Raw genomic sequence first — 21,748 nt, forward strand, 5'->3', positions numbered from 1 at the left:
ACCGCCGGCGGCCTACCGCCATCGGGGCCGCGGGATGTCGAAGCGCCCGGCGGCGTAGAGGGCGACGCCGAGGAGGCCGGCGAGGAGGGCGGGGAGCCAGTTCTCGAAGGCGGCGTTCAGGCCGCCCCAGAGGAGGACGAAGCTCACCATGTCGTCGAGGCAGTAGGGGCAGGCGGCGAGACGCGCGGTCAGTTCTTCGGCGTCGAACGCGTACTCGATGCAGAGCACCGCGACCGTGCCGGAGAACACCCAGCCGAGGTAGTTCGAGAGCGGGACGCCGTAGAAGACCCCACCAGAGTCGTACGCCCAGAAGCCGAGGGCGACAGCGCCGGGGTCGAGGACGAGGTCGAGGGAGACGACGGTGAGTGTGCTGAGTGCGACGCGGAGGAAGCGCCGGTCGACGTCGAGGAAGAGGCAGACGAGGAGGTAGCTGTTCAGGACGAGCGGGAGGAAGAAGACCGGGAGGCCGAGGGGAACGAGGCCGAAGAGCATCGGGCCGAGATGGACGAGATAGGTGAAATTTCCGTAGGGGAGGCCGGTGGCGACGCCGACGAGTTCGACGAGGTAGGTGAAGGCGGTAAGGAGGGCGAGGCCGGTGAGCTCGCGGCGGCCGATGAGGGGGAGGAGGCCGCCGACGAGCGGGAGGCGCATGACGAACGTGCCGAAGAGGACGAGGAGGGGGTTGAAGGCGAGGGCGGGCGGGAGCCAGCCGCGGGCGCTGGCGTAGAGGGTTATGCCGCCGACGAGCGGGAAGACGACGGCGATGGTGAAGCGGTTCGCGTCGACGAGCGCGTCAAGGCGGCGTTCGAGCGCGGGGCGGGTGAGTATGGGGGAGTCGAGAGCGGACATTCAGTAGAGCCTCCAGAGGCCGGGGAGGGTGAGCGTCATCCCGCAGAGCGTGTTCAGGACGGGGAACCACCAGTACGCGCGCGCCACGTCGACGTCGCCGAGGCGGATGGCGAGGAGGAAGACGGGATAGGTGAGGAAGAGGACGCCGGCGAGCGGGGCGAGCAGTCCCCACGCGAGCGCGGCGGCGAGCCAGCAGACGGCGCAGTACCAGTAGGTTCGCGTGTTCCCGAGCCGGGTGGCGGTGGTGGTGATGCCGGCCGCGCGGTCGCTCTCGATGTCGGGGACGGCGGAGAAGGTGTGCATGCCCATCGTCCAGAGCCAGCCGCCGAGGAGCGCGAGCGCCGGGGGGTGGTGGCCGGCGACGGCGACGTAGGCGGCCGCGCCGGGGAGCGCGTAGAGGCCGTTGGAGGCGGAGTCGAGGAGCGGCGTGGTCTTGAAGCGCAGCGGCGGCGCGCTGTACGCCGCGCCGAGCAGGAGGAATCCCACCAGATAGGGCCACGCCGCCTGCGGGAGGAGCGCGAGGAGCGCGAGGCCGAGCGCGGCGCAGGCGGCGACGACCCAGGGGACCCACGACGCGCCCGTATACCGCGCTTCTCGTCCCTCCTTCTTCGGGTTCTCGGCGTCGACGTCGCGGTCGAAGACGTCGTTCACGCCGTAGAGGAAGACGTTCGCGGGGAGGAGGAAGAACGCGACGAGCGCGAGCGGGACGGGCACGAGGAGCGCCGTGAGGGAGTCGGCTCCCCACGCGAGGCCGACGAGGACGGGGCCGGCGAGGTAGAGCCAGAACCGCGGGCGGGAGAGCGTGAGGAGGTAGCGCCAGTCCATCAGCGGTCCGCGGCGACCTTCGCCGCGACGTGCTCGCCGCTGATGAGGCACATCGGTACGCCGATGCCCGGCGTCGTGTTCCCGCCCGTGAAGTAGAGGTCCTCTACGTTCTTCGAGCGGTGCGGCGGCCGGAAGAGCGCGGTCTGCCGGAGCGTGTGCGCGAGCCCGAGCGCCGTTCCTTCATACGCGTTGTAGCGCTCCGCGAAGTCGGAGACGGCGAAGGTTCTTTCGACTCTGATGCGGTCGCGGACGTCGACGCCCGTGTGCTCGGCGAGGTCCGCGAGCACCGCGTCCCGGTAGGCCTCGCGGGTCTCCTCGGCGTCGTCGAGGCCGGGCGCGACGGGGACGAGCACGAAGAGGTTCGAGCAGCCCTCGGGAGCGACCGAGTCGTCCGTCACGGAGGGCGCGCAGACGTAGTAGGCGGGGTCGTCCGGCCACGCCGGCTCGTCGAAGATCTGCGCGAAGTGGCCGTCCCACTCCTCGGGGAGGACGAGCGTGTGGTGTTCGAGCGGGTCGATGTCGCCGTCGACGCCGAGGTAGAGCAGGAAGGCCGAGGGAGCCCACGTCCGCGACGCCCAGTAGGACTCGTCGAACCCTCTATCCTGCTCGGGGAGGAGCGCCTGCTCGGTGTGCGCGTAGTCCGCGTCGCTCACTACGACGTCGGCGGCAACCGTTTCGCCGCCCGCGCCGAGCGTGAAGCGGTCGTAGCCGGGGTGAATCTCCTCGACTGGGCAGTCGACGCGCGTCTCGACGCCGAGCTCGCGCGCGAGCTCCGCGATGCCGCGCGCGACGCCGTTCATCCCGCCCTCGGGGTAGTAGACGCCGAGGTTCACGTCCACGTGCGTCATGAGGTTGTAGAGCGCGGGCGTGTTCTCCGGGCTCCCGCCGAGGAAGACGAGGGAGTACTGGACGAGCTGGCGGAGCTTCGGGTGGTCGAAGTACTCCCCGACGTGGTCGCGCATCGACCCGAGGAGCGTCAGCCCGCGCGCGTTCCGCGCGACGTCGAGGTCGAGGAAATCCCGGACGCTGGAGCGGTCGGTGTAGACGAACTCCTCCATCCCGACCTCGTAGTTCTCCTCCGACTTCGCCAAGTAGTCCTCGAACGCGTCGCCCGCGCCCGCCTCGTAGGACTCGAACGCCTCTTTCACTTCTTCGACGTCGCCGGTCATGTCGACGCGGTCGCCGTCCTTCCAGAACACGCGGTAGTGCGGGTCGAGGGGTTCGAGCGCGAAGTAGTCCTCCGGCACTCGGTCGAAGGCGTCGAAGAAGCGCTCGAAGACGTCGGGCATCAGATACCACGACGGCCCCATGTCGAACCGGAAGCCGTCTTCCTCGTAGAGGCTCGCCCGCCCGCCGAGCTGCTCGTTCTTCTCCAAGAGCGTGACGTCCGCGCCGGCGTCGGCGAGGTAGCAGGCCGCCGAGAGCCCGCCGAACCCGCCGCCGACGACCGCGACGTCCGTCCCCGCGAGCGATTGCATGCTCGGTACTCCGCCGGCTCGCCGCATAAAACGCGGGGCTGCGTAATCAGGTACGCCGCCCGCTCTCCTCGCTCCGCCGTCGGGCGGTTAGACGCGCGTCGGCGCGTGCGCTGCGACCTCGACGCCCGAACTGTAGACGACGTGTGGTTCGCCCGCGGGGTCCTCGAAGCCGTTCACGTCGAAGAGGTCGTTCTCCCGCACGTCGTAGTCGGCCTCGCGGAGCGGCCAGGGGTTGTGGTCGACTTCGCCGCAGAGGAGCGTCCCGTCGCCCTCGACGTAGAACCGGTAGCGCTCCAGCAGGAACTCGCTCAGACTCCCGGACTCCGCGGGCGCGGGGTCGCCGCGGGGCGTGTAGTCGGCGTTGAACGTACAGGACGGAACGCCGCGGTGGGTGCGCTCGCTCTCGAACTCGAGGGTGTCGCCGCGCCGGAGGACGCGCTGGTCGGCGTTGTAGTAGGGGAGGTGGTAGGTGGCGCGGGCGAGGGCGACGCCGAGGCGGTCGGTGGCGTCGAGGTTGTAGAAGTAGATCCCCGGGCCGTTCGCGCCCGTGACGTACGTCCGGAGGTTGAGTTCGCCGAACGTCGGGCCGACGGCGCGCGGGAACTTGTAGGGGCGGACGTCCGCCATCACGAAGGGGACGACGGAGAGGTAGGCGTCCCCGCCGAAGGTATCGACGTCGACGCCGTCGGGCAGTGTCGGCGCGACGCTGTTGGGGTCGACGGGGTAGGAGGCGACGCAGACGTCCCGCCAGTCCATGGAGATGACGCGCATACCCGGGATTCGTCGGGGTCGTCCTTCGACCTACCGGCTAACGACACCGTTATTAACCGACGAGTGCATGTTAATACTCAATGTGCGTTAATAACTCCAAAGGCGGTGTTAATAACCGGTGATGTCTGAGCACGACCACACCCACGCGGACACCGACGACGGCGGCCGCCCCGCCGTCGCCCTCGGCGTCCTCAGCGTCCTCGCGCTCCTCGCGCTCTCCGTCTACGGCGCGCAGGCCGGCGCGTGGAAACTCCTCGGCATCTCCTGGGTCGCCTTCCTCGGCATGACCGGCGCGGCCCTCCTCGCCCGCCGCACCGACGCCGAACACCCCCTCGGCCTCGTCTGGGGCTCCGGCCTCTCCAGCGGCGCGATGATCGCCAGCGCCGCCGCCTTCGTCGTCCCCCAGGCCATCGCCCAACACCCCAAATTCGGCGGGTTCGGCATCGCCGCCGGCGTCCTCCTCGGCTTCGCCTCCCACACCGTCGGCCACCGCCTCTCCCACTACGACCTCCCCCTCGACCGCACCACCCTCCAGATCGCCGCACACGCCCTCTCAGCCGGCGCAATCATCGGCCTCGTCTACGGCAGCATGCCCGAACTCGGCCCCCTCCTCGGCCTCGCCATCGTCTCCCACAAAGGCCCCGCCGGCTACGCCGCCGCCCGCCGCCTCGTCCGCAACAACCGCCCTATCAGCATGCTCCTCCTCCCCGCCGCCGGCGTCGGCATCGCCGCCCTCGCCGCGAGCGCCATCGGCGTCCCCGCACACGCCGCCACCCGCGGCGTCGTCTTCGGATTCGCCGCCGGCATCTTCCTCCACGTCGCCATGGACTTCCTCCCGCGCTGCGAGGTCGGCAGCGAAATCCACGAAGTCGTCGAACTCACCGACCACGCCCACCACGCCCTCGACCGACTCCGCTACCACGCCGTCGCCTCCACCCTCGTCGGCGGCGTCGTCGTCTTCGCCGCCTGGCTCTTCGTCGCCGGCGTCTAGAACCCACCTTTTCCCGCTCGGGTCGGCAGAGCCGACCCCTCACGGCAAAAATCTCGACCGTCACCGGAACGCTTCGCGTTCCGGTTAGTAGTCGGATCCCGTCGGAATCCGACGACACCGCGGGAAGCGAAGCTTCCCGCCGTTCAGCCGGAAACCACAGGTTTCTGGCGACGAAAACGGACCGACGACTCGACCTCCGGCCTCGCCGTCGGCGAATCGCGCTCACTTCGTTCGCGCGAATGCTCTCGTTCAGCCCAGAGAGTGCACCTATAATAGAGAGCCACTCGTCAATCTACGATACCACACAATAAGGGTGATCAAACCGCTGATAGCGGCGATTGCAACCACCTGTGTGAATGTAGATAACGAGGGGAGCCCCTTCAGTAATCCGAGTCTGATATTCACGCTACTAATGACTATCGCGCCGAAAACTATCGCCCCCCGCTTCAGCGCATGTATCGCTTTGTCTCGATTTGAATGAGCACTCCCACCCATATCGGATGGTTAACCTGATATAAGTATTAACGTTGCGTACGCAGACGTACTGAACGGCTACTTATCCCGCGTTCGGCGACCGAGTGGTCCGAAGGACCCGGTCGGTCGCCGATTCACTCGCGCGAAGCGCGAGGCCGACGAGCGACCAACGGGAGCGAGGAGTGCTTTTAGTGCAGGTTTTGCCAGCGAGGCGCGCCGTCGGCGCGCCGAGCGCAGGAAAAGGTACAGGTACAGTCGACAGAGGTAAACCGCCGGGTTGAGACGCATCCTGCATGACGCGGATGCCCTTCGGCGTGTCGCGGTTGGACTCACTCATCGGCGGTGGCGCACCCGAGGGCAGCGTCGTTCTCCTCGTGGGCGAGGCCGGCGCTGGCGCGCGGGAGTTCCTCTACACCACCGCCGTGATGAACGCGCTCGGCCGCGGCGACCCCGACCTCTTCGACCTCCACTACGGCGATCTCCACGGCGACGCCGCGCTCCCGGACGGCGTGCACTACATCTCGTTCACGATGAGCCCCGGCGACATCGAGCGCGAGATCGGCTTCACCATCGACGAGGAAGTCCTCGACGGCGCGCGCTCCGAACTCTCCGTCGCGGACCTCTCGACGGAGTACTTCCAGTTGAGCCCCGTCCCGCGGGAGTGGTACGCGGAAGACCCGCGCGGGCTCTCCGACCTCGGTGAGGCGACGGAGCGCCGCGACGTCATCGAGGCGTTCGCCGACTACCTCGACCGGCACGCCGACGACAGCCTCGTGCTCGTCGACAGCCTCGGCGACCTCGCGGCGAACAGGGCCGAACTTCCCTGGGAGGACGTCGTCACCGTCGTGAAGGGCCTGCGGCGCGCCGTCCGCCAGTGGGGCGGCGTCGTCCTCCTCCACGTCGGTCGCGACGTCATCGAGCGCACGAGCCTCGGCGACCTCGTCGCGTCCGTCGACGGCACCATCCAGTTCGAGTGGGAGACGGGCGGGAACGAGCGCGTCCGCACGATGTACGTCCGCGAGTTCCGCGGCGTCCTCAGCCAGCTCGAAGACGAGGACATCATCCGCTTCGAGACGGAGCTCCACGAAGCCGGCTTCGACGTCTCCAACGTCCGAAAAATCCGGTGAACGGCTGATTCACGCGGTCTCTGGGGCGTTATCGGACGGCCTGTTAGCCGGATACGTTAAGTCGCTTCGGGCACACCTCGTGGGTAGATGGGAGACGGGGATGCCGACTCAGTGACACTCTCGGGGGACGCGGCGGGCTGGGTGCGCAGTCGCGCCCGCGAGCGCGGCGTGCCGCCCGACGAGTACGCACAGCGACTCGTCGCCGCGTTCCGCACCGTCGAAACCGCAGAGCGCGTCGACCTCGCGACCACCGAGGACGTCGCCGACGTCGAGCGCCGCCTGGAGGCCCTCGACCGCGACCTCGACGAGAAGATCGACGACGTCCGCAGTCGCGTCGTCCAGGTGAAACGCGAGGCGGACGGGAAAGCCGACGCCGACCACGACCACCCGGAACTCGCCGACGACGTCGAGGACGCCCTCGACGCGGCACGCGAGGCAGAGCGGATGGCCGAGGACGCCGCGGCGACCGCTGTCGACGTCGAGGACCGTCTCGACGCCGGGTTCGAGAACTACGAGGACATCCTCGAGACCCTCCGCGACCGCACGAACGGCCTCTCGCGGAAGGTCGGGACGCTCGCGCGCGTCCTCGTCGACGTTCGCGACTCCCTCAAACCGCTCGTCGAAGCCGCGAACCGCCGGAACGCCGTCGAGAAACTGAAGCGCAGCGCGAACCGGGAGGGCATCCGGTCCGCGCGCTGCGAGGAGTGCGACGCCACCGTCGACGTCGCCCTCCTCACCCGGCCGGCGTGCCCGTTCTGCGAGGCGACGGTCACCGACGTCGAACCGAAATCCGGGTTCTTCGGCTCCCCGACCCTCGCCACCGGCACGCGGCCCGCGCTCGAAGCCCCGCAGGTCATCGACGACCCCGCCGGCGAACTGGAGGACATCGCCGATGAGTGACCGTCCCGACGACGCGAACGACGCCGACGAACCGCCGGAAAAACCCCCGAGCGAAGCCAGCGACACCCGCGATGCCGACGAATTAACCGAGGACACGGAGTCCTCCGAGACGGCTGAAGCCGGCGAGGTCGCTGACCCCGTCGAGCCCGCTGCACTTGGTGAGAACGAGGGGCCTCGGCGGCGCGACGCGCCGCTCGCCGACCTCGCCGCGTCCGTCAGCGAGGACGCCGCCAGCGACGACGATTTCGACGAGCTCTTCGAGGAGGCCGGCGAATCCGTCATCGACGGCGAGGACGTCTGGGAGGAGCTCCTCGACGAGAACGGCGACGCCGGCCTCGTCGCCGAAGTCGTCGACACCGACCTCGACCGCGACGTCCGCGTCATCGAGAGCCGACTCTGCCACGGCTGCCCGCACTTCGCCACCCCGCCCGACGTCCACTGCAACCACGACGGAACCGAAATCCGCGAAGTCGTCGACACCGACCACTTCGAAGTCGTCGACTGCCCGATGGTCACCGACGACGTCGAGTGAAGTGACGCCAGTTTAGTGGCCGCGTCCCCTTCTCTCCCTATGGACTTCTGCGACGAGTGCGGGTCGATGATGCACGCCGACGACGGCGAGCTGGTCTGCAGTAGCTGCGGCCACCGCGAACCCCGCGAGAGCGACGGCGAGTTCGTCACCACCAGCGAACAGGACACCTCCGACGTCATCGAAACGGAAGAAGGCGCGAGCTTCGAAGGGAAACCCACCACGGAGACCGAATGCGAACGCTGCGGCCACGACACCGCCTACTACACCATCAAACAGACCGGAGCCGCCGACGAACCCCCCGCCCGCTTCTTCAAATGCGAGGAGTGCGGGTATCGGTGGAGAGAGTACAGCTAACTACGCTCTTTCTCCACAGCCGTCGACGCGCCCCCCCTCGTTTCGCCCCTCCACGACGAACACGTCGCCGTCGAGTCCGATTTCGTCGAGAGCGCGTTCGCCGGCGTCTCTCGCCGCGTCGGCGTGCTTCTCGCTCGTGATTCCGTAGACGGCGGGCCCCCAGGAGGTCTGTCCCGCGCCGGCGATAGCGGGCGACGTCCGGAGGTGCTCGACGAGGTCGCCGGCGGGCGGGCAGTACGTACCGCCCTGGACGTCGGCGTACCACTCGCCGTTGCGCCGGCCGATGTCGTCGACGGCCGCGCCGAAGGCGTCGTGGTCGGCGGTGGCGAGCGCGGGGAGGACGCGGCGGGTGATAGCGCCCGCGATTTCGTCGGCGAGACCCGGGTCGGCGGCGTCGATGGTGTCGCGCATACAGGTGTCTTCGTCGTCGCCGTGGCGGCCGGGCGGAGCGTCCGGGACGACGAGGAGGAACCGCCAGCTATCGCGGATGTCGCGGCGGACGGAGACGGGTGGAACGGTCCACTCGCCGTCCGCGGGGCGGTCGGGCGTGAACTCCGCTGCGGGGTGGCCGGCGTCGAGGACGAACCCGCCGTCCTCGAAGGCGGCGACGCCGACGCCGCTCCGGCCGCCGCGGCCGAACGCGGGAGCGCGCTCGCGGACGCGCGGGTCGCGGTCGTAGGCTTCGGCGACGGCCGCGAGCACGGCGAGCGCGAGCTGCGTGCCCGACCCGAGGCCGACGTGCCGCGGGAGCGACTCCTCGACGCGAACGCGCGCCCCGGGGAGGCCGAGAATATCGAGCGTGCGACGGGCGTGCGCGCGGGCCGTCGCGTTCGGACAGTCGAGGTCGCCAGCCTGCTCGGCCGTCACGACCGTCCGCGGGCCGTCGACCGCGACGCCCAGACTCCCGTAGAGGCGCTCGTGGGCGAGCGAGAGGTTCACGAACCCGAAGTGGAGGCGGCCGTGCGCGACGACCCGGACGGACATACCTCGACTCTCGCGCTCCTCGTCCCTCGCCGTGTCGACAGTGGCAACGCCTGACAGCACCGCAATCCGCGCCGACCCACCGCCGCCGCACCGTCCCGTCCCATTGTCGCCTCGCCGTCGCGCAACCTCACCCCGTCATCGCGCTGTCGGCCGCTCGCCGGGTTTCGATGTTTCTAAACGACCCGCCGCGCGTAGTATGGCTATGACCCTCCGCCGGTGGACCGCTCGCGTGGCCTTCGCCGTCGCCGTCGTCGCCCTCCTCGCCGTCGGCTACCTCCCCGGCAGCAACCCGCTCCCGGTCGTCGGCGTCCCCGAAGCCGCGTTCAGCTTCGCGTCCTTCGCCGCGTTCATCCTCGTCTCGGGCGTCGTCTTCGCCTACAAGTTCCGCACCGAACCCCGCGCCGACCCCGCGGACGACCCCGTCACCGCCGTCGTCCCCACGTACCGCGACGCCCAGGTCCTCCACCGCAGCGTCGAATCGCTCGCCGCCGTCGACCACCCCGTCGACATCACCGTCGTCGTCGAACCCGACGACGCCGCCGGCCGCGAACGCGCCCGCGAACTCGCCGCCGACCACGACGCGGTCTCCGTCCTCGTCAACCCCGACCCCGGCACGAAAGCCGCCGGCGTCAACGCCGCCATCGACGCCGCCGACACCGACCTGTACGGTGTGTTCGACGCCGATCAGGAGGTCGACGCGGACTTCTTCCGGCGCGTCACCGGCTTCCTCGACCGCTACGACGTCGTGCAGACGCGCTTCGTCCCCCGGCCCAGCGGCGTCGTCGAATCCCTCGCCTACTACGAGTTCATGCTCTTCGGCCACTGCTTCCGCCAGCTCCTCTACGCCTTCACCGGCTTCCGCATGGCGACCAGCAAGGCCCTCGTCTTCTCCGACGCCGCCGTCGCGAACACCGGCGGCTACGACCCCGACATGATCAGCGAGGACTACGACTTCGCCCACCGCTGCTACCTCGCCGGCGTCGACGTCAAGATGCTCTACACCACCACCGTCCGCGAGGAATCCGCACACACCCTCGCCGACTGGTGGGGGCAGCGCAAACGCTGGATGACCGGGAACGTCCAAGTCCTCCACCGCCTCCTCTCGACCGCCGCGCGCCGCCCCGACCACCCGCGGAGCTACGTCTCCCTCGGCGTCGGCGTCGCCTCCATCGGCGGCAGCGCCTTCCTCCTCACCATCGTCGGGAAACTCCCCGTCCTCGCCGACCTCGACCTCCTCTGGGTCGCCGCCCTCCCCGTCCTCGCCATCTACGCCGTCGCCATCGGCATCCGCCGCGTCGACGACTACCCCCTCGGCTGGGACTGGCTCCTCACCCCCCTCGTCCTCCCCTTCTTCAGCCTCATCGCCGTCATGGCCTTCGCCGACTACCTCCTCGACTTCTCCGGCGAATGGTTCGCCGTCGAAAAAGGCGAGTGAGTGTCTGCGGACTCGACTAACCACGTCGGGTGGGGTATCGAAAGGGGCCGAGTCCTCGTGTGCCTCTCGCGACGTAAGCACGCCGAGGGCGCGCGCAGCGAGCGAGAGCGCACGAGAACGAGGGGGCTTTCGGGGAAGACGAAACCGGGACCTGTCGTCGACGTTTTCGAAAGCCCCCTCCCGGTCGGCCCCTTTCGATTTCCCACCCAACCGCAGTGGTCGTTCCAACGTTCGATACGCTTCGTTGGCAATCACTGTCAGAGGGCGACCTTTTTACCCGCTGCCCGCCCGAGACAGTGTCATGGAAGAGAACGGGGAGAAGGACCCGAGTCTGCGGTCGAGTGAGGTGACGAGCGGGCCGGAGCGCGCGCCGCACCGGTCGATGTTCCGAGCGATGGGATACGACGACGAGGACTTGTCGTCGCCGATGATCGGGGTGGCGAATCCGGCGGCGGACATCACGCCGTGTAACGTGCATCTCGACGACGTCGCGGACGCGGCCGTCGAGGGCGTGGACCGCGGCGGCGGGATGCCCATCGAGTTCGGGACGATCACGATTTCGGACGCGATTTCGATGGGGCACGAGGGGATGCGGGCGAGCCTCATCAGTCGCGAGGTCATCGCGGACTCCGTCGAGCTGGTGGCGTTCGGTGAGCGCCTCGACGGCCTCGTGACGGTGGCGGGCTGCGATAAGAACCTCCCGGGGATGATGATGGCCGCGATTCGGACGGACCTCCCGTCCGTCTTCCTCTACGGCGGCTCCATCATGCCGGGCGAGCACGGGGGCCGCGAGGTCACAGTGCAGAACGTCTTCGAGGCGGTGGGGACGCACGCGGCGGGCGACATGACCGACGAGGAGCTCGAGGACTTAGAGCGGAACGCGTGTCCGGGCGCTGGCTCCTGCGGCGGGATGTTCACGGCGAACACGATGGCGTCGCTGGCGGAGACGCTGGGGCTCGCGCCGCTCGGGAGCGCGAGCCCGCCGGCGGAGTCGGGGGCGCGCATCCGTACGGGGAAGACCGCGGGCGAGCTCGCCGTCGAAGCCGTCGAAGCGGGCAGAAAACCGAGCGACATCCTCTCGCGGGAGTCGTTCGAGAACGCCATCGCGGTGCAGGTGGCGCTCGGCGGGTCGACGAACGGCGTCCTCCATCTGCTCGCGCTCGCCGCGGAGGCGGGCATCGACCTCGACATTCAGGACTTCAACGAGATAAGCGGCCGGACGCCGAAAATCGCGAACCTCCAGCCGGGCGGGGAGCGCGTGATGAAGGACCTCGACAGCTACGGCGGCGTCCCCGTGATTATCCGCCGACTCCTCGACGGCGGCTACCTCCACGGCGACGCGATGACGGTCACGGGCCGCACCATCGCGGAGGAGTTGGAGACGCTCGACCTCCCGCCGGACGACCAGATCGACGCGACCTTCCTCCGGTCCGTCGACGACCCCTTCCACGAGGAGGGGGCCATCAAGGTGCTCTCCGGGAATCTCGCGCCGGACGGCGCGGTGCTCAAGGTCACGGGCGAGGACGACTTCCGGCACGTCGGCCCCGCGAGGGTCTTCGAATCCGAGGAGGACGCGATGGAGACGGTGCAGAACGGCGGTATCGCGTCCGGCGACGTCATCGTCATCCGGAACGAGGGGCCGCAGGGCGGCCCCGGGATGCGGGAGATGCTCGGCGTCACCGCCGCCGTCGTCGGCCAGGGCCACGAGGACGACGTCGCGATGGTCACTGACGGCCGGTTCAGCGGGGCGACCCGCGGGCCGATGCTCGGCCACGCCGCCCCCGAAGCCGCCGCCGGCGGCCCCATCGCCGCCATCGAGGACGGCGACGTCGTCACCGTCGACGTCCCGAACCGCGAACTCTCCGTCGACCTGAGTGAGGAAGAACTCGACGAACGCATGGAGGACTGGGAGCCCGCCGACCACGGCTACGACGGCGGCGTCCTCCGCAAATACGGCGACCTCTTCGGCTCCGCCGCAAACGGCGCAGTGACGAACCCCGCGGTGAAGCGGGACGACTAACAGGGGTTCGACGTCTTTTTGGTCCAGATTTTTGCGCGAGTGAGCGCCAGCGAGCGAGGGGAAAAAGGTGGAACGCGCGCAGTGACGAACCCCGCAGTGAAGCGGGACGACTAACAGGGGTTCGACGTCTTTTTGGTCCAGATTTTTGCGCGAGTGAGCGCCAGCGAGCGAGGGGAAAAAGGTGGAACGCGCGCAGTGACGAACCCCGCGGTGAAGCGGGACGACTGACTGGGTTCTTCGCCTCGTTCCGCTCTTCTCTCCGTTCCCCGAATCCTCCCCCCGGTCCGTGCCTTCGCTGAGCGCGAGTACCCGCGCGATGCGAGGCGTCGCACGCCGGTACGCGCTCACACGCGTTCGCGTCGGAAGTCGGGGAGCGGGCGGATGACGCCGAAGGCGAGGCGGTTGGCGAGCGCGCCGACGCCGATGCCGAGGAGGAGCCACGGGACGGAGCGGAAGACGTCGTCGGCGGCGGCGACCGCCCAGACGATGCCGAGGATGGCGGCGACGCCGACGGCCACGAGGGCGTAGACGCCGGCGCGGCTCCGGTCGGCAGCGGCGAGGAGGCCGGCGGTGGCGACGGCTGCGACGCCCGCGACCCACGGGGCGAACGGCGGGTGGAACGAGCGGAGCTGGAGGGCGGCGACGACGACGGCGGATCCGGCCGTGATGAAGTCCACCGCGACCGCGCGCCGCTCGGAATCGTCGAGCACGCGTCCGACTACGGGGACGGGCGGGAAAAACGTGTGCGCGTGGGTTCGCGTCGCGGGCTCAGATGACGTCGTCGTCGCGGAGGGCGGCGTACGCGTCCGCGTCGAGGCCGAGTTCGTCGCGGTAGACGGCGTCGTTGTGTTCGCCGTGGCGGGGGCCGAGGTGGTCGACGCCGCCGGGAGTGCGAGAGAACTTCGGGACCGCGGCGGCGGTCTTCGTCGGGCCGACGTCGGCGTCGTCGACTTCGACGATGTCGTCGCGCGCGTCGTACTGGTCGTCCTCGTGGATGTCGGCGATGTCGTAGACCGGGCCGACGATGGCGTCGTTCGCCTCCATCGTCTCGATGACCTCGCTGGTCGGGCGCTGGCTGGTCCACGCTTCGATTTCGGCGTCGAGCGCGTCGACGTGCTCGATGCGGGCGTCGTTGTCGGCGAAGCGCGGGTCGTCGACGAGCCCCGGTTTCCCGATGGCGTCGGCGACGTTCTCGAAGATGCGCTGGCTGGACGCAGAGAGCGTGACGTAGCCGTCCGCGGTCTCGTAGACGTTCCGCGGGGCGGCGCTCGGATGGCGGTTCCCGGTTCTCTCGGGGACGCGGTCGAGTTTGTCGTAGGCTTCGACGTCCCCGAGGAAGAGCCGGAAGAGCGGTTCGTAGAGGCTGACGTCGATGACTTGGCCTTCGCCGCTGCCGCCGCGGCCGACGTCGCGTTCGAAGATGGCGAACATCGACGCCTGCACGGCGAACTGCGCGGCGGTGAGGTCGGCGAGGCTGATGGGCGGGAGGAGCGGCTCGGAGTCGGGGAAGCCGTTGACGTGCGCCCACCCCGAGAGGCCTTCGGCGACCGTGCCGAACCCGGGTTTCTCGCGGCGCGGCCCCGTCTGTCCGTACCCGGAGAGGCGGACGACGACGAGTTCCTCGTTCACGCCGCGGAGGACGTCGGGGTCGAGGTTCCAGCGTTCGAGCGTGCCCGGCCGGAAGTTCTCGAAGAAGAGGTCGGCGTCCGCGACGAGGTCGAGGAGGAGGTTCCGGCCGCGTTCGTCCGAGAGGTCGAGCGTGATACAGCGTTTGTTCCGGCCGACGGACTTCCACCAGAGGGAGGTGTCGCCGTCGAACGGCGGCCACTCGCGAATGGGGTCTTCGTGTTCGGGGTGTTCGACCATCACGACGTCCGCGCCGAAGTCCGCGAGCTGTGCGGTGGCGAACCCGCCGCTGATCATCCCGGAGCAGTCGATGACGCGCAGGCCGTCGAGCGGGCCGTCGCGCCGTCGGGCAGGAGGCATTATTACGGCGTGGACGCGCCGGCGTGAAGCGTCTTTTCCTCAGTTCGACGCGACCTGGCGCGCCCACGCGGACCGCCAGTCGTCGGCGTGCTCGCGGAGCGTCGCGACGTCGTACTGTACGGTCTCCGCGGGGCGTTTCGCGTACTGCTGGTACTCCTCGGGGAGGCTCGCGTTCTCGACGGAGGGAACGCCGACGTTCAGGACGGCGGTCCGCTGCTGGACGTCGGGCTGGAGGAGGAAGGACGCGAACTCGTCGACGAGGCCGCCCTGCTCGGTCGTCGCGAACTTCCCGACGCCACCGATGTACGCGTACCCCTGGTCGTTCGGGAACGCGATCCGGTGTTTATCGAGGTCGGAGTCGCTGTTCGCGGCGTATATCTGGTCGGTGGAGTAGGAGACGACCATCGGGGCTTCGCCGCTGCCGTACGCGCTGTAGGAGGCGTTCCACGACTTCAGGACGTGCGCGCCGTTGTCCATCAGCTGCTTCCAGTAGTCGAGGTAGTGGTCTTCGCCCTTCGTGTGGACGGTCCAGAGGAGGAAGTCGAGGCCCGTCACGGTGGTCTGCGGGTTCGCGAGGAGGAGGCCGCCCTCGTACTGGTCGGCGAGGAGGTCGTCGAAGGTTTTCGGCTCCTCGATCTGGGTGGCGTCGTAGACGATGCAGACGTGTGACGCGCCGGTGGGGACGACGCGTTTCTGCGCGTCGAACCAGTAGTCGTCGACGACGGTCGACGTGTCGATGCTGTCGAGCGGCGTGAAGAGCGCGGTGTCGTCTCCGAGGACGCGTTCGGCGCGCACGAGGTCGGTCGGGGTGACGCCGACGTAGGCGTCCGCGCCGAGCGGCGCGCCCTGGTCGCGGCGCTGGATGAAGTCGTTTATCTCCCCGTCGCGCACCACCCACTCCAGCGTCACGTCGTCGTGGCGCTTCTCGAACTCCTGTTTGACCCAGTCGCCCGCGCTCGTGCTCACCGCGTTGACGTAGGATTCGCCCGCGCCGACGCGGAGCGTCCGCGACCCCTGCGCGGTCGACGTCGTACCGCCCGTCGTCGTGCCGGTCGTGTCGGTCGCGGTCGTGGTGTCGCCCCCGCCGCCGGAACAGCCGGCGAGCGCGGCGACGGCGGCCGCCCCCGTCCCGGCGAGGTACGCGCGGCGCGTCCGGGAGGGCGAGCGACGCGGAGCGTCGTCGCTCATCGGCTCCGCGCCTCCCGACCGAGGTGGGCTTCCACGCGGTCGACCTTCTCGTCGACCGCGAGCGTCTCCTCGCGGAAGTGGTCGACTTTGAGGTTCAGGCTGACGCGCGGCGCGTCGACGGCCTCCGCCGCGGCCTTCGCGGCGTCGAGCACGGCGTCGAGCGTCTCGGCTTCCAGCGTCGTCTCCATCGGGTGCGTCTCGTAGCGGACGTCGCAGTCGTCGAGCGCGTCGACGGCGCTCGCGATTTCGGCGTCGAAGTCGACGCCCGGCGAGTCCAGGGGTGCGACTGACAGGCTCGCTGTCACGGTCATAGCTCACCGTTTGAACCACCCGATATTATAACTTAGTGGTTCGAGTGGTCGATGCGTTCGCACTGACCGCTGCCCACGCGGTGCGGTGTGGTATCACGCGTTCCCGCGGGTTTTTCCGTGCCGACAACCTAGCACGAGTATGAGTGAAGAACAAGGGCGACGGAACCTCCGGATGCCCGACGACGACGAGCTGTTCGCGGTCGTCACCCAGCACAACGGTGGCAACCACGTCCAGCTCCGCTGTGAAGACGGCAAAGAGCGCATGGGCCGCATCCCCGGCCGCATGAAGTACCGAACCTGGATCAGCGAGGGCGACGTCGTCCTCTGTGAACCCTGGGACTGGCAGGACGAGAAAGCCAACGTCGAGTGGCGCTACTCCGAGCAGGACGCAGAGCAGCTCCGCCGCGAAGGCCACATCGACTAACCCCGCCGTCGCCGACGGCGCGCCCGCGCGGTCGCCACCGCGACCGCTTCGGGTGGCCCGAACCGATTTCTTCTCCTCTCCCCTCTCCGCCGAGTGATGACGCTCCGCACCGTCACGGTCTTCGCCGTCGCCGCTGTCCTCCCGCTCGTAATCGGCGCGGCGCTCGCGCTCCGCTGGCGGCCGCCGCTCCGCGTCCGCGCCGAACTCCTCGCGTTCGCGAGCGGTGCCCTCCTCGTCGGTCTCGCCTTCGAGCTCTTCGAGCCCGCCGTCGCCGTCCTCGGTCCGCTCCCGGTCTTCGTCGCCCTCCTCGCCGGCACCGCCCTCCTCGTCGCCGTCAAATCCGCGCTCGGCCGCGAGGACCACACCGGGCTCGCGCTCCTCGCCGGCGTGCTCGCCGATGGCGTCGCGGAGAACCTCGCGCTCGGCGTCGCACTCATCGGCCCCGCCGCCGGCGCGACTCCCCTTCTCGCCGGCATCGCCGCGAACAACCTCCCCGAGGCCCTCGGCGGCGCGAGCGCCATGCACGACGCCGGCTGGCCCGCCCGCCGCGTCCTCCTCGTCTGGACCGCGACCGCGACCGCTCTCGCCGCCGCCACCGTCGCCGGCTACGCGGCCCTCGCCGACCTCGGCCCCCTCCCGCTCGCCGTCGTCCGCGCGTTCGGCGCGGGCGCGGTCCTCGCCACTCTCGCCGTCGAAATCATGCCTGACGCCTACGAGACCGGCGGCCCGACCGTCGCCTTCGCCACCGCTCTCGGTTTCTTCCTCGCCTTCGCCCTCACCTGAACCCCACAGCGACCACAGCCACCGCACACGTCCGTTCACACCGCCCCGCGCCCCCACCACATCGGTACCCCTCTCGGCCTCGCCGTCACGGGCGTCCACGTCGCCTGGAACGCCCTCGTCGTCCTCTTCTGACGCTCCCACTCTGCCCGGTTCGCTGCCCCGCCGGTACGTCTTTAGGCGTCCCGGGAGTCACGCCCGCCCATGCAGTCCTGGGGCGCGAACGACTGGCTCGTCCGCTTCCTCCTCCAGCGCGGCCTCGCCGTCGTCTACCTCCTCGCCTTCCTCGTCGCCGCCCGCCAGTTCCGCCCGCTCGCCGGCGAAGACGGCCTCCTCCCCCTCGGCGACTACGCCGACCGCGCGAGCGTCACGGAGTCCCCCAGCCTCTTCGTCCTCGTCCCCGACGACCGCCTCGTCGGTCTCGCCGCCTGGACCGGCGTCGCCCTCTCCGTCGTCGCCCTCCTCGCCGGCCCCTACTGGCTCCCCGCGCCCTACGCCGTCCCCGCCGCCATGGCGCTCTGGGCGGCCCTCTGGCTCCTCTACCTCTCCTTCGTCAACGCCGGCCGGGTCTTCTACGGCTACGGCTGGGAGTCCATGCTCTTAGAGACCGGCTTTTTGGCGGTCTTCCTCGGTGCCGGTCCGACCGCGCCCCCGGAGTTCGTGCTCTGGCTCGTCCGCTGGCTGCTGTTCAGAAACATGTTCGGCGCGGGCCTCATCAAACTCCGCGGCGACGACGCCTGGCGCGACCTCACCGCGATGGACTTCCACTACGAGACCCAGCCGATGCCGAACGCCGGGAGCTGGTTCGCCCACCACCTCCCCGACCGCTTCCACAGAGCTGAGGTCCTCGGAAACCACGTCGTCGAGCTCGCGATTCCCTTCCTCTACTTCGCCCCGCAGCCCTACGCCAGCCTCGCCGCTCTCGCCACCATCGGCTTCCAGGCGTGGCTGATGGGCACGGGCAACTTCGCGTGGCTCAACTTCCTCACGATGATTCAATCTATCGCGCTGTTCAGCGACGACACGCTCGCCGTCGCCCTCCCCGTCGACGCCATCCGCGCGGCGCTCGGCGTCCCCACCGGCACGCCCGCCCCGACACCCACGTTCCTCCTCGTGCTCGCCGTCGCCCTCGTCGTACTCGTCCTCGCGCTCTCCGTCCGCCCCGCCCTGAACCTCCTCTCCCGCGACCAGTACATGAACACCTCGTTCGACCCGCTCAGACTCGTCAACACCTACGGCGCGTTCGGCTCTATCACGCGCGCCCGCTACGGCCTCGTCGTCGAAGGCACGAACGCCGAGAACCCCGGAGAGGGTGACTGGCGCGAGTACGAGTTCCGCGGCCAGCCCGTGAAAACCGACGAGCGCCCCCGCCAGTGGGCCCCCTTCCACCTCCGCCTCGACTGGCAGCTCTGGTTCGCCGCGATGCGCTCGCGGCCCGGCCCCCGCGAACGCTGGCTCACCCCCTTCCTCGACCGCCTGCTCGACGGCGACGAGCGGGTGCACCGCCTCCTCCGCGACACGCCCTTCCCCGCCGACGACCCGCCCGAGCAGATACGAATCATCCGCTATCGCTACCGGTTCACTACCCCTGAGGAGCGTGCCGAGACGGGTGACTGGTGGCGGCGCGAACGCCTCGACACCTACGTCCCCGCGACCAGCGACCCAGGCCGCCGCACTCGGAGGCGGTTCCGATGACCGACGCCACGTGGCCGCCCCGCCTCCCGGCGATAGAGCGCTTCGCCCGCCTCGTCGTCGCCGGCGGTCTCCTCCTCCTCGTCGGCCTCTGGACCACCGAACTCACCGCCTCCCTGCGTCCGCTCTGGCTCGTCGGCGTCGCTCTCAGCCTGCTCGGCGTCGCCGCGCTCGCCGCCGGCATCTACGAGGAACTCGATACCTGAAACAGCCGTCGCTCGTCGGGTAGCGTCCGAAAGAAACAGCGTGTGTCACGTCGCCGAACGGCGACGAATAATGCGAGGCTTACGCGCGAACGACGTTCGTCGCGCGCGGGCCCTTCGGTGCGTCTTCGATTTCGAACTCGATGTTCTCGCCCTCCTCGAGGTCGGGACCGCCAACGTCCTCCATGTGGAAGAAAACGTCCTCGTCCGCATCGTCAGTCGAAATGAAACCGTAGCCGCCAGTGTCGTTGAAGAAGTCAACCTTACCGTTTGCCATTGCGACTAAACACAATCCCCTCGGACGGATAAGGGTTCCCATCCGTCCGCAAAGAGCTGTATGTAGAAGACGAACGTCCGCCGAAACGCCGAAACGGTTGAATAATTCTCGTTCTAGACGGGTTTCGCTAGCTGTGTGTTCGTATCAGGCGAATCGACGACCGATTCCGGTGGTATCGGAAATTCCCGCCCGCTCGACGTCGCCGCCGCATCCCCCGAGAGAGCATGTGAATCGCTAGCGAGAGGTGGCCTCGGCACTCATAGGGTTCGTCATCCTTCGGGTGCCAGCCCGGAGTCGGTCGGGTGGAGTCGTCATCGGCCGGTTTCGAGTAGTCCGTGTAGCGGATTAGGCGTTGGGTTCCGCGGTGCGTTGGTCGTCGAAGGCGAATTCGAAGCGCGCGCCGCCGGCGTCGCTCTCGGTGAGGGAGACGGTCCAGCCGTGGGCGGCCGCGATTTCTTTCACGATGTTGAGGCCGAATCCGGTGCCGTCCTCGCCGGTGGTGTAGCCGGTCTCGAAGACGCGGTCTCGCTCGGGCTCGGGGACGCCGGGGCCGTCGTCCGCGACGAAGAACCCGGTACGAGCCGGTTCGCCAGACGGGGAGGGACCGGCACGAGCCGGTTCGCCAGACGGCGAGGTATCGGGACTAGACGATGCGTCAGTCGATGTGTTGTCGGGCTGGGGGGGTTCGGGTCGGAGGCGGCCGACGGTGAGGGTGACGTCGTCGCCGGCGTGTTCGAGGGCGTTCCGGAAGAGGTTCTCGAAGAGCTGTTGGAGGCGGCCGGGGTCGCAGGGGATGCGGCCGAGGTCGGAGTCGTGGTTGAGGGTGGCGTCGGGCGAGCCGGCGGACTGCCAGGCGTCGTCGACGACGTCGGCGAGGTCGACGTGCTCGAAGTCGCTGACGGCTTCGCCCTGTCGGGCGAGGGTGAGGAGGTCTTCGATGAGGGTGGTCATGCGGTCGAGGGCGTCGGCGACGCGGTCGAAGTATTCGTCGTCGCCGGTTTCGCGGGCGAGCGGGAGGTAGCCGTCGGCGACTTGGAGGGGGTTTCTGAGGTCGTGGGAGACGACGGCGGCGAATTTGGCGAGGCGGTCGTTCTGGCGTTCGAGTTCGCGCTCGCGGTGCGCGAGGCGGTTTTTCGCTTCGATGGAGGCGATGGCGTGTCCGAGGGACTCGCCGAGTTCGGCGAGGATGTCGCGTTCGCGTTCGTCGAAGACGCTCTGTCGGTCGGCGTAGACGCTGTAGAACCCGTAGGTGGTGTCTTCGTGGGTGATGGGGACGACGGCGAGGGATTCGATGCCGTGCCGTTCGAAGTGCGGCCACCACGGCTTCATCGTCGGGTCGTCGAAGACGTCGTGGACGCACTGGAGTTCGCGCGTCTTGATGGCGCGGCCGCCCGCTCCTCGCCCGGTCGGGGTGTCGTCGACGGTGACGGTGATGGACCGGAAGTAGTCGTCGTCGAAGCCCGCCCACGCGGTGGGGCGGACGCGTTCTGCGTCGGCGTCGTAGCGGCCGACCCAGACGGCGTCGTAGGGTTCGGAGTCGGTGAGGCGGTCGCAGACGGCCTGTTCGAGTTCGTCGCGGTCGGACGCCTGCACCATCTCACGGGTGGCGACGCGCAGCGTTTCGTTGATGCGGTTGAGCTGTGCGACCGAGCGCTGCTGGTCGAGGCGGTGTGCGTCGTAGACGCCGACGAGGAGGCCGGCGAGCACGCCGAACGGGACGACGTTGAGGAAGACGATGAGCGGGCGCTGGATGGTGTAGCCGCGGACGACGGTGCCGGCGAGCATCCATCCGCTCAGTGCGAGGATGACGACGGTGCCGGCGGCCATCCAGGCGAGCGCCCGCGCGACGAACCCCCGAGGGACGACGCGCCCGAGGGCGATGGCGACGCCGGCGGCGGCGACACCGGCGGAGGAGACGATGGGGACGAGTTCGAGCGCGAAGGGAATCGGGTCGTTTCGGAGGCCGTACGCGCCGTAGACGTGGACGGCGGCGAGGGCGAGGCCGACGCCGGTCGTGGCCGCACCGCCGAGCCGCGCCGAGAACCAGCGCATCTCCTGGGACTACGGCGTCCGGAGTTATCATACCTTGCACCGTGACCGTCGTCGAGGGCTCGGGCCGGCCGCGCCGTCGGTAAATCCCGCGGTGG

The 21,748-nt window shown here is 69.2% G+C and carries 22 protein-coding genes; 11 read left to right on the forward strand and 11 right to left on the reverse strand.

The features are described 5' to 3' along the window. Nucleotides 1-12: 12 nt before the first annotated feature. The 4 genes from cruF to IEY26_RS03315 all read right to left on the reverse strand — a co-directional run bounded on the left by cruF (nt 13) and on the right by IEY26_RS03315 (nt 3,923). Entirely contained in the window at nt 13-849 is an 837-nt protein-coding gene (gene cruF / locus IEY26_RS03300; RefSeq protein ID WP_188975806.1) for a bisanhydrobacterioruberin hydratase, read from the reverse strand. After that, on the reverse strand, nt 850-1,674 hold the full coding sequence (locus IEY26_RS03305; protein WP_188975808.1) for a prenyltransferase: 825 nt from the start codon (nt 1,672-1,674) through the stop codon (nt 850-852). Then, nucleotides 1,674-3,152: a phytoene desaturase family protein gene (locus IEY26_RS03310; protein ID WP_188975810.1), complete on the reverse strand. Its 1,479-nt coding sequence runs from the start codon at nt 3,150-3,152 to the stop codon at nt 1,674-1,676. Before IEY26_RS03310 ends, IEY26_RS03305 begins: the two co-directional genes overlap by 1 nt. Before the next feature lie 87 nt (nt 3,153-3,239). Next, complete coding sequence (locus tag IEY26_RS03315) at nt 3,240-3,923, reverse strand: YqjF family protein (protein ID WP_188975812.1); 684 nt, start codon at nt 3,921-3,923, stop codon at nt 3,240-3,242. Nucleotides 3,924-4,044: 121 nt separating this feature from the next. Between IEY26_RS03315 and IEY26_RS03320 the strand changes: the two genes are divergently transcribed. The 5 genes from IEY26_RS03320 to IEY26_RS03340 all read left to right on the forward strand — a co-directional run bounded on the left by IEY26_RS03320 (nt 4,045) and on the right by IEY26_RS03340 (nt 8,301). After that, on the forward strand, nt 4,045-4,914 hold the full coding sequence (locus IEY26_RS03320; RefSeq protein WP_188975814.1) for a ZIP family metal transporter: 870 nt from the start codon (nt 4,045-4,047) through the stop codon (nt 4,912-4,914). Nucleotides 4,915-5,681: 767 nt separating this feature from the next. Beyond that, nucleotides 5,682-6,515 carry an RAD55 family ATPase gene (locus tag IEY26_RS03325; RefSeq protein ID WP_188975816.1) on the forward strand — a complete coding sequence of 278 codons (834 nt, stop codon included), beginning with the start codon at nt 5,682-5,684 and terminating at the stop codon, nt 6,513-6,515. Between the two features lie 87 nt (nt 6,516-6,602). Next, nucleotides 6,603-7,415, forward strand: coding sequence for a Na/Pi cotransporter family protein (locus IEY26_RS03330; RefSeq protein WP_188975818.1), 813 nt, complete (start codon nt 6,603-6,605; stop codon nt 7,413-7,415). Beyond that, on the forward strand, nt 7,408-7,947 hold the full coding sequence (locus tag IEY26_RS03335) for a hypothetical protein (protein WP_188975820.1): 540 nt from the start codon (nt 7,408-7,410) through the stop codon (nt 7,945-7,947). The genes IEY26_RS03330 and IEY26_RS03335 overlap by 8 nt, the downstream gene beginning before the upstream one ends. A gap of 39 nt (nt 7,948-7,986) precedes the next feature. Next, complete coding sequence (locus tag IEY26_RS03340) at nt 7,987-8,301, forward strand: transcription factor S (protein WP_188975822.1); 315 nt, start codon at nt 7,987-7,989, stop codon at nt 8,299-8,301. Here the strand turns inward: IEY26_RS03340 and IEY26_RS03345 are convergent, their stop codons facing one another. Beyond that, the gene (locus IEY26_RS03345; protein ID WP_188975824.1) at nt 8,302-9,285 is read right to left on the reverse strand and encodes a beta-ribofuranosylaminobenzene 5'-phosphate synthase family protein; all 984 of its coding nucleotides are present in this window, start codon (nt 9,283-9,285) and stop codon (nt 8,302-8,304) included. A 202-nt stretch (nt 9,286-9,487) separates the two neighbouring features. Here IEY26_RS03345 and IEY26_RS03350 point away from each other — a divergent pair, with 202 nt between their 5' ends. Both IEY26_RS03350 and ilvD read left to right on the forward strand, forming a co-directional pair. Then, complete coding sequence (locus IEY26_RS03350) at nt 9,488-10,720, forward strand: glycosyltransferase (protein ID WP_188975826.1); 1,233 nt, start codon at nt 9,488-9,490, stop codon at nt 10,718-10,720. 301 nt (nt 10,721-11,021) lie between these two features. Then, on the forward strand, nt 11,022-12,740 hold the full coding sequence (ilvD, locus tag IEY26_RS03355; protein ID WP_188975828.1) for a dihydroxy-acid dehydratase: 1,719 nt from the start codon (nt 11,022-11,024) through the stop codon (nt 12,738-12,740). Nucleotides 12,741-13,084: 344 nt separating this feature from the next. On the opposite strand, the gene IEY26_RS03360 is transcribed toward ilvD, so the two are convergent. From IEY26_RS03360 to IEY26_RS03375, 4 genes are read right to left on the reverse strand one after another with little or no spacing between them, the layout of a single operon-like run. After that, nucleotides 13,085-13,450 (reverse strand): hypothetical protein, encoded by a 366-nt coding sequence (locus IEY26_RS03360; RefSeq protein ID WP_188975829.1) that lies wholly within the window; start codon nt 13,448-13,450, stop codon nt 13,085-13,087. Between the two features lie 58 nt (nt 13,451-13,508). Next, a complete protein-coding gene (locus IEY26_RS03365) occupies nt 13,509-14,726 on the reverse strand; it encodes a CaiB/BaiF CoA transferase family protein (RefSeq protein WP_188975831.1) in 1,218 nt (405 codons plus the stop codon). Between the two features lie 39 nt (nt 14,727-14,765). Then, nucleotides 14,766-15,914: a thiamine ABC transporter substrate-binding protein gene (locus IEY26_RS03370; protein WP_188975833.1), complete on the reverse strand. Its 1,149-nt coding sequence runs from the start codon at nt 15,912-15,914 to the stop codon at nt 14,766-14,768. After that, nucleotides 15,911-16,225 carry a thiamine-binding protein gene (locus IEY26_RS03375; protein ID WP_188975835.1) on the reverse strand — a complete coding sequence of 105 codons (315 nt, stop codon included), beginning with the start codon at nt 16,223-16,225 and terminating at the stop codon, nt 15,911-15,913. The genes IEY26_RS03370 and IEY26_RS03375 overlap by 4 nt, the downstream gene beginning before the upstream one ends. A gap of 139 nt (nt 16,226-16,364) precedes the next feature. On the opposite strand from IEY26_RS03375, the gene eif1A reads away from it, so the two are divergent. The 4 genes from eif1A (at nt 16,365) to IEY26_RS03395 (ending at nt 19,327) form a co-directional block, all read left to right on the forward strand. Then, nucleotides 16,365-16,649: a translation initiation factor eIF-1A gene (gene eif1A / locus IEY26_RS03380; RefSeq protein ID WP_188975837.1), complete on the forward strand. Its 285-nt coding sequence runs from the start codon at nt 16,365-16,367 to the stop codon at nt 16,647-16,649. Nucleotides 16,650-16,745: 96 nt separating this feature from the next. Then, a complete protein-coding gene (locus tag IEY26_RS03385) occupies nt 16,746-17,432 on the forward strand; it encodes a ZIP family metal transporter (protein ID WP_188975839.1) in 687 nt (228 codons plus the stop codon). A 201-nt stretch (nt 17,433-17,633) separates the two neighbouring features. Continuing rightward, nucleotides 17,634-19,124: a lipase maturation factor family protein gene (locus tag IEY26_RS03390; protein ID WP_188975841.1), complete on the forward strand. Its 1,491-nt coding sequence runs from the start codon at nt 17,634-17,636 to the stop codon at nt 19,122-19,124. Continuing rightward, a complete protein-coding gene (locus IEY26_RS03395; protein ID WP_188977144.1) occupies nt 19,121-19,327 on the forward strand; it encodes a hypothetical protein in 207 nt (68 codons plus the stop codon). Before IEY26_RS03390 ends, IEY26_RS03395 begins: the two co-directional genes overlap by 4 nt. Before the next feature lie 79 nt (nt 19,328-19,406). Here the strand turns inward: IEY26_RS03395 and IEY26_RS03400 are convergent, their stop codons facing one another. Together IEY26_RS03400 and IEY26_RS03405 are read right to left on the reverse strand one after the other, a co-directional pair. Then, nucleotides 19,407-19,601: a cold-shock protein gene (locus IEY26_RS03400; protein WP_188975843.1), complete on the reverse strand. Its 195-nt coding sequence runs from the start codon at nt 19,599-19,601 to the stop codon at nt 19,407-19,409. Between the two features lie 345 nt (nt 19,602-19,946). Then, nucleotides 19,947-21,653 carry a receiver/sensor box histidine kinase gene (locus IEY26_RS03405; RefSeq protein WP_188975845.1) on the reverse strand — a complete coding sequence of 569 codons (1,707 nt, stop codon included), beginning with the start codon at nt 21,651-21,653 and terminating at the stop codon, nt 19,947-19,949. Between the last annotated feature and the right edge of the window lie 95 nt (nt 21,654-21,748).

Source organism: Halocalculus aciditolerans (genome assembly GCF_014647475.1).
Classification (GTDB): Archaea; Halobacteriota; Halobacteria; order Halobacteriales; family Halobacteriaceae; genus Halocalculus; species Halocalculus aciditolerans.

Bases quoted from the DNA above. Each gene is read 5' to 3' on its own strand.
- cruF (WP_188975806.1), bottom strand. From the start codon at position 849: ATGTCCGCTCTCGACTCCCCCATACTCACCCGCCCCGCGCTCGAACGC.
- IEY26_RS03330 (WP_188975818.1), top strand. From the start codon at position 6,603: ATGGGAGACGGGGATGCCGACTCAGTGACACTCTCGGGGGACGCGGCG.
- IEY26_RS03370 (WP_188975833.1), bottom strand. From the start codon at position 15,914: ATGAGCGACGACGCTCCGCGTCGCTCGCCCTCCCGGACGCGCCGCGCG.
- IEY26_RS03315 (WP_188975812.1), bottom strand. From the start codon at position 3,923: ATGCGCGTCATCTCCATGGACTGGCGGGACGTCTGCGTCGCCTCCTAC.
- IEY26_RS03365 (WP_188975831.1), bottom strand. From the start codon at position 14,726: ATGCCTCCTGCCCGACGGCGCGACGGCCCGCTCGACGGCCTGCGCGTC.
- IEY26_RS03305 (WP_188975808.1), bottom strand. From the start codon at position 1,674: ATGGACTGGCGCTACCTCCTCACGCTCTCCCGCCCGCGGTTCTGGCTC.
- IEY26_RS03340 (WP_188975822.1), top strand. From the start codon at position 7,987: ATGGACTTCTGCGACGAGTGCGGGTCGATGATGCACGCCGACGACGGC.
- IEY26_RS03325 (WP_188975816.1), top strand. From the start codon at position 5,682: ATGACGCGGATGCCCTTCGGCGTGTCGCGGTTGGACTCACTCATCGGC.
- eif1A (WP_188975837.1), top strand. From the start codon at position 16,365: ATGAGTGAAGAACAAGGGCGACGGAACCTCCGGATGCCCGACGACGAC.
- IEY26_RS03375 (WP_188975835.1), bottom strand. From the start codon at position 16,225: ATGACCGTGACAGCGAGCCTGTCAGTCGCACCCCTGGACTCGCCGGGC.
- IEY26_RS03310 (WP_188975810.1), bottom strand. From the start codon at position 3,152: ATGCAATCGCTCGCGGGGACGGACGTCGCGGTCGTCGGCGGCGGGTTC.
- ilvD (WP_188975828.1), top strand. From the start codon at position 11,022: ATGGAAGAGAACGGGGAGAAGGACCCGAGTCTGCGGTCGAGTGAGGTG.
- IEY26_RS03400 (WP_188975843.1), bottom strand. From the start codon at position 19,601: ATGGCAAACGGTAAGGTTGACTTCTTCAACGACACTGGCGGCTACGGT.
- IEY26_RS03405 (WP_188975845.1), bottom strand. From the start codon at position 21,653: ATGCGCTGGTTCTCGGCGCGGCTCGGCGGTGCGGCCACGACCGGCGTC.
- IEY26_RS03350 (WP_188975826.1), top strand. From the start codon at position 9,488: ATGACCCTCCGCCGGTGGACCGCTCGCGTGGCCTTCGCCGTCGCCGTC.
- IEY26_RS03385 (WP_188975839.1), top strand. From the start codon at position 16,746: ATGACGCTCCGCACCGTCACGGTCTTCGCCGTCGCCGCTGTCCTCCCG.
- IEY26_RS03345 (WP_188975824.1), bottom strand. From the start codon at position 9,285: ATGTCCGTCCGGGTCGTCGCGCACGGCCGCCTCCACTTCGGGTTCGTG.
- IEY26_RS03395 (WP_188977144.1), top strand. From the start codon at position 19,121: ATGACCGACGCCACGTGGCCGCCCCGCCTCCCGGCGATAGAGCGCTTC.
- IEY26_RS03390 (WP_188975841.1), top strand. From the start codon at position 17,634: ATGCAGTCCTGGGGCGCGAACGACTGGCTCGTCCGCTTCCTCCTCCAG.
- IEY26_RS03335 (WP_188975820.1), top strand. From the start codon at position 7,408: ATGAGTGACCGTCCCGACGACGCGAACGACGCCGACGAACCGCCGGAA.
- IEY26_RS03320 (WP_188975814.1), top strand. From the start codon at position 4,045: ATGTCTGAGCACGACCACACCCACGCGGACACCGACGACGGCGGCCGC.